4 protein-coding genes are annotated in these 6,150 nt (G+C 43.0%); all 4 read left to right on the top strand.

What is annotated here, in order from left to right; translation table 11 throughout:
* A partial coding sequence (locus tag B9T38_RS16465) for a YadA-like family protein (RefSeq protein WP_171263266.1) occupies window positions 1-1,879 on the top strand: 1,879 nt, incomplete at its 5' end.
* Between the two features lie 72 nt (window positions 1,880-1,951).
* Window positions 1,952-2,770, top strand: a complete 819-nt coding sequence (gene tpgA / locus B9T38_RS16460; protein WP_086197806.1) for a trimeric autotransporter adhesin/peptidogylcan-associated protein TpgA — start codon at window positions 1,952-1,954, stop codon at window positions 2,768-2,770.
* Between the two features lie 202 nt (window positions 2,771-2,972).
* Window positions 2,973-3,272 (top strand): hypothetical protein, encoded by a 300-nt coding sequence (locus B9T38_RS16455; protein WP_251992264.1) that lies wholly within the window; start codon window positions 2,973-2,975, stop codon window positions 3,270-3,272.
* Window positions 3,273-3,792: 520 nt separating this feature from the next.
* Window positions 3,793-5,622, top strand: a complete 1,830-nt coding sequence (gene ilvD / locus B9T38_RS16450) for a dihydroxy-acid dehydratase (RefSeq protein WP_086197804.1) — start codon at window positions 3,793-3,795, stop codon at window positions 5,620-5,622.
* Window positions 5,623-6,150: the final 528 nt, after the last annotated feature.

Below are 6,150 nucleotides of genomic sequence, written 5' to 3'. Positions count from 1 at the left end.
AGGATCTAAAGATGCTGTGAATGGTGGTCAGCTTGATGCAGTAAAAGCGATAGCGAATACAGGCTGGAAACTGACGACAGATAAAACTGGCACAGGTGCAGTGGCAGGTAGTTCAGTTGAACAGATCACGCCAGATGAAACAGTAACGTTTATCGCTGGTGACAACATTGCGGTTGAACAGGCAGGGAATAAGGTCACTGTAGCAACGAAGAAAGATGTGGTATTTGACAGTGTGACATCGACAGATATATTAGGTAATACATCGATTCTGAGTGCAACAGGCATAATTACACAAGACAAGGATGGAAAAAAATCTGCATCATTAAGTAATACGGGTTTATTTGTAGCTGAAATGAATGCAACTGGAAATACGTTGAGCAGTAGTAGTCTTGAAGCAGGTAAATTGACTGTAAAAGGTACTAACACACTGGTGCTAGATTCAGTGAAAGGTACATTGACTGGTTTGAGTAATAAGACACTTGGAAGTGGTGATTTTGCATCTCAAGGCCGTGCAGCGACTGAAGAACAGCTGAACCAGGCGCAAAGTAATGTCGCATCTATTTTAGGCGGTAATGCAGCCAATAACGGCGGCCTGCTCAGCATGTCCAATATTGGTGGTACTGGTGAAAGTACTATTGATGATGCAATCAAATCGGTCAATCAAGTGGCCAATAATGCCAATAAAGGCTGGAATGTCAGTACCAATGGCGGTACAGCAAACAATGTGAAGCCAAACGATACTGTTGATTTCAGTAATAAAGATGGCAATGTCATAGTTTCAAATCAGGGCAATAACATTACTGTCGATTTAAACAAAGATATTGATTTGGGTGCAACTGGCAGTGTAACGACTGGAGACACCAAAATTGATAATAATGGTTTAACCATTGCGGGTGGCCCAAGCGTAACCAAAAATGGTATCGATGCGGGCAAACAAAAAGTGACCAATGTTGCTGACGGCAAAATTACTGCGGGTTCTCAAGATGCTGTGAATGGTGGTCAAATTCACGACATGATGGGTGCTGGTGCTTATGATACCAATGGAAATCTCAGTAATATTGGTGGTACGGGTCAAAGCAATATTAACGATGCTATTGCAGCAGTAAACAAAACCGCAGTTCAATCTAAATCGACTGTGACTGAAGGCAGCAATATTAAAGTTGTGAGCAATCCAAACACAGATGGCAGTACTAACTATACGGTGTCAACAGCTGATGATATTACGCTGAACAGTGTTACAGCGAAGGATATTAATGCAGGCACTGTAACGACTGATAAGGTGGTTGCTGGCAATACCACTGTTGATAGCAGTGGCTTGAGCATTAAAAATGGTCCATCTGTGACCGCTTCCGGTATTGATGCAGGCAGTAAAGCAGTGAGTAATGTCAGCAATGGCGTGCAAAACAGCGATGCTGTGAATATGGGGCAGTTGTCTCAATACCTAGGCGGCGGTGCTGGCTATAACAACATCACGCAAAGTTTTGATGCGCCAAATTATGAAGTCAATGGTGGTTCTTATAACAATGTCGGTGATGCATTAGGTGCGCTCAATCAGGCCGATCAGGCATTGGGTAACCGTATTACCAATTTGGGTGATCAGTTACAACAAGCATTCTACTCAACCAATCAACGTATTGATGATGTTGAGAAAAAAGCCAATGCAGGTATTGCTGCGGCAATGGCACTAGAAAATGCACCGTACATTCCAGGTAAATACACTTATGCGGCGGGTGCTGCCTATCATGGCGGTGAAAATGCAGTTGGTGTGACTTTACGTAAAACTGCGGATAACGGTCGCTGGTCATTGACTGGTGGTGTTGCTGCCGGTTCATCAGGTGATCCAAGTGTACGTGTTGGTATCAGTGGTGTAATTGATTAATGCATGGTTGGGAAAGAGCATGATGGCTCTTTCCCACTTGTTTTTTAAATTTAAGCAAAAATTGAGATGACAATGAAAACTTTATTAAAAACAATTGTAAGCTGTGCATTTTTAACTGGTGTGCTGAGTGGTCTAACACATGCAAAAGAGCAGATTAATTTACAGATGGCTGATGAGTCCGTTTATTTTCCAGAAGTGAAAAAAAGTTACCTAGATCAAGTTCACCGTTATGAATATGATCAGGTACTGCGTCTGGAAAATGGCTTAACCAAAGACCAAATTCGTTATATTTTGGGCCATCCACATTTTAGCGAAGGCGTGTTTGGGGTTCGTGAGTGGAACTATGTATTGGATATCCGCGTGCCTGAAACCCAGCAATACAAACGCTGCCAGTTGCGTATCGACTTTGATAAAGACTACTTGGCCAAGGCATATTATTGGAAGGGTGAAGCCTGTCAGGGCTTGGCGCAATATGGTGCCAACAATGAACCTGTAGATAAAAATGCATTGGTTGCTGGAGGACTGAATGCCCAAGCTGCACAAGCTAGCGTACTATTCGCCTTTGACCGTTATGATGAGCCTGCGATTAACCGTGACTTTAGCCGCGTGGAAGAAATTGCAGAGGCCATTAAGCAGTCCGGCAGCCAGCGGGTGACTGTGACGGGTTATGCCGACAAATTGGGTAACTTTAACTATAACCAGGTTTTATCTGCACAGCGTGCGAATACCGTGGCTTATTTACTCACCAAGCATGGAATTAATACCAATCACATTAAAATTGATGCTAATGGTGCAACCCGCATTTATCAAGAATGTGAAGGTCAAACCAAATCTGCGTCCACTGTGGAATGTTTGGCACCTAACCGTCGTGTAAACGTCAACTGGCGATAATCTTAATTCTTCAAATGACATGCAGTTCACAGTAGGGAATTGCATGTTTTTCATTTTTCCTGATGGAATAACAGCAATGTTGAAAAAAATCTCCTGTTTTATTTTGGGTAGTGCCTGTGCATTATCGGTACAAGCATTTGATAAAACACAAGTGAATCTTCAAAAAGATTTTTGGGGTACTTGAACGGTTTATAATGCAAAAATGCAATGTACGGAAAGTTATCAATTTACCCAGCCTGCTAAAGTCGTTTACACAGCAAAGCAAAAGAAAATGAGCGGCGAATTTTCGGTGATTCGCACTCAGGATCCAAAACAGCTGGATATCTTTGCAATGAGTGTGGTATCGGATAATAAAAAAGCGGGCTGCAGCGGCCAAGTCAGCGACTATAGCAAAGCACAAATCCGTTTAAGCTTGAAATGGATATCTGCAAAAACAGCTGAATTGTGTACCGATTTGGAAGGTAAACAATGTTTAGGGCTTTATTTGATTAAGCAAAAATAAAGAGATTGTTAAAAAGGTTTCTGTGGAAGCCTTTTATCAAATGGAGCGTAAAAGCAAAATTAAAATGGCGTGTGAGTAACAAGAAGTCAGCAAGACGTTCACTTAGATACCATTTAAGAAGTCAGGGATAGAGGAGCTGAATGAGATTGCTGCAATTGCAATAGGTACCTCATAGATGTGTAGATACCTATGGCTTTAAGCTGGGGGAGGATGTCAAATCTGTCTAATTCAATAAAATAAAGTAATGCAAAATTTAAAAATTATTCATGAAAGTTTTGTAATGAATTGGCAATGATGGCGGTATAGTAGATTTCAGTTAAAGATTTTTGTCGTCAAATCACGAAGTTCAAATTATAGACCCATCTACCCCTATACTAAGATGAAAATGCCATCTTGAAAAACAATGGCTTGGTGTATGATAGGTTGGAAATTCGACTGATTTCATGCTCTCGATCTGTAAGATTTCGCCAGAGTGAATGAGCTCATTCAACTCAAGCACAAACTTTGTTGGAATAACACAATGCCTGACTATCGTTCAAAAACATCGACACACGGAAGAAACATGGCGGGTGCGCGTGGCTTATGGCGCGCAACTGGGATGAAAGATGAAGACTTTGGCAAGCCAATTATTGCCGTCGTCAACTCATTCACACAATTTGTTCCAGGTCACGTTCATTTAAAAGACCTTGGTCAACTCGTGGCTCGTCAAATTGAAGCATCAGGTGGTGTAGCCAAAGAATTCAACACCATTGCGGTGGATGACGGGATTGCCATGGGGCATGACGGCATGCTGTATTCATTGCCTTCACGTGACCTGATTGCCGACTCGGTGGAATACATGGTCAGTGCCCACTGTGCCGATGCTATGGTGTGTATTTCCAACTGTGACAAAATCACCCCGGGAATGCTGATGGCAGCGATGCGCCTGAACATTCCGGTGGTATTCGTGTCTGGCGGTCCAATGGAAGCGGGTAAAGTCAAAATCCGCGGCAACGACAAAGCCATCGACCTGATCGACGCGATGATCGTGGCGGCAGATGACAACTATACTGATGAAGAAGTGGCGGAATACGAACGTTCTGCCTGCCCAACCTGTGGTTCATGTTCAGGCATGTTCACTGCCAACTCAATGAACTGCTTAACCGAAGCATTGGGTCTTTCTCTTCCAGGTAATGGTTCAACTTTAGCAACCCACGCCAACCGTAAAAAACTGTTTGAACGTGCAGGCTCGTTAATTGTTGAATTAGCTAAACGCCACTATGAACAGGACGATTACAGTGTATTACCACGTTCAATGGTAACCAAAGCATCGTATGAAAATGCCATGACGCTGGACATTGCAATGGGTGGTTCAACCAATACGGTACTGCACTTGTTGGCAGCTGCAAATGAAGCGGGCGTTGATTTCACCATGGATGATATCGACCGTTTATCTCGTAAAGTGCCAGTACTGTGTAAAGTTGCACCTGCAAAAAATGATGTGCATATGGAAGATGTACACCGTGCCGGCGGTATCATGTCCATTCTAGGTGAACTGGATCGTGCTGGCTTACTGAATACGTCTGTGGGTACTGTCCACGAAGCAACCCTGAAAGATGCTTTGGACAAATGGGACATCATCCGGACTGAAAATGAAGAGGTTTACCAATTCTTTAAATCGGCACCGGGCGGCGTACCAACACAAACTGCTTTCTCACAAGACCGTTACTATTCGCGTTTAGATGGTGACCGTGAAAATGGAGTGATTCGCAATGCAGCACATGCATTCTCGAAAGACGGTGGTTTGGCCGTGCTTTACGGCAACATCGCACTGGATGGCTGTATCGTCAAAACTGCCGGCGTTGATGATTCAATTTTGAAATTCAACGGTACTGCCCGCGTATTTGAAAGCCAGGATTCTGCGGTAGAGGCGATCTTGGGTAATGAAATTAAAGCCGGTGACGTAGTCGTGATTCGTTACGAAGGTCCACGTGGTGGTCCGGGTATGCAGGAAATGCTGTACCCAACCAGTTACCTGAAATCGAAAGGTTTAGGTAAAGAATGTGCCTTGCTGACTGACGGCCGTTTCTCGGGTGGTTCATCAGGTTTGTCGATTGGTCACGTTTCACCTGAAGCGGCTGAAGGCGGTGCCATTGGTCTGGTTGAAGATGGTGATTTAATCGAAATCGATATTCCAAATCGTACCATCAACCTGGCTGTGGATGAAGCAACCATGGCAGCTCGCCGTGAAGCGCAAGAAGCCAAAGGCTGGCATCCGGTGGAAGAGCGTCCACGTAAAATTTCTAAAGCACTAAAAGCGTATGCCATGCATACCACCAGTGCGGCAAAAGGTGCGGTACGTGAAATCTAAGCTTTAGATTTTTAATAATAAAAAAGCACTCCAGATGGGGTGCTTTTTTATTATTAGTATCAAAACATAGAAGTTCAGAAAAATGTTGATATGTGGAATGCGACAGGATTTCGCACGTTTGTCCGTATGGCAGGGATGCCATATCGGGCAAACAAAGGGATTTTGTTTACTTTTGGCCCATCAAAAGTAAAGTTTGCCTACACAATGAAAAGTAGATAATGCACATAATTGGAGGCTGTACGAAATCAACAGTTATTGGATTTGATCTGGCCTTGCAGACCTACTTTTTGTGAATATCAAATGTCAGAAAATAGTTAATTGCTGTATTGCACTGTTTTATCTTCATCGAGCGTAAGACCCCCACCGACAGTCAGGTGGGGGATATAAGCGAGTGGCGATAGCCATAAAAAATCAAATATCGCCTTTATTACAGTGCTTTATTTTGCTATAATTCACCCATATTAATTCTTTTGTAAACAATGATTTAATGAATATTTCACAACACTATAAATTTAGGCTTCTACCTAA

It is taken from the genome of Acinetobacter sp. ANC 4218, from assembly GCF_002135245.1.
In the GTDB taxonomy this organism is placed as follows: domain Bacteria; phylum Pseudomonadota; class Gammaproteobacteria; order Pseudomonadales; family Moraxellaceae; genus Acinetobacter.
Note: the sequence above shows the minus strand (reverse complement) of the source record. Positions and strands in the feature narration are given on the sequence as shown.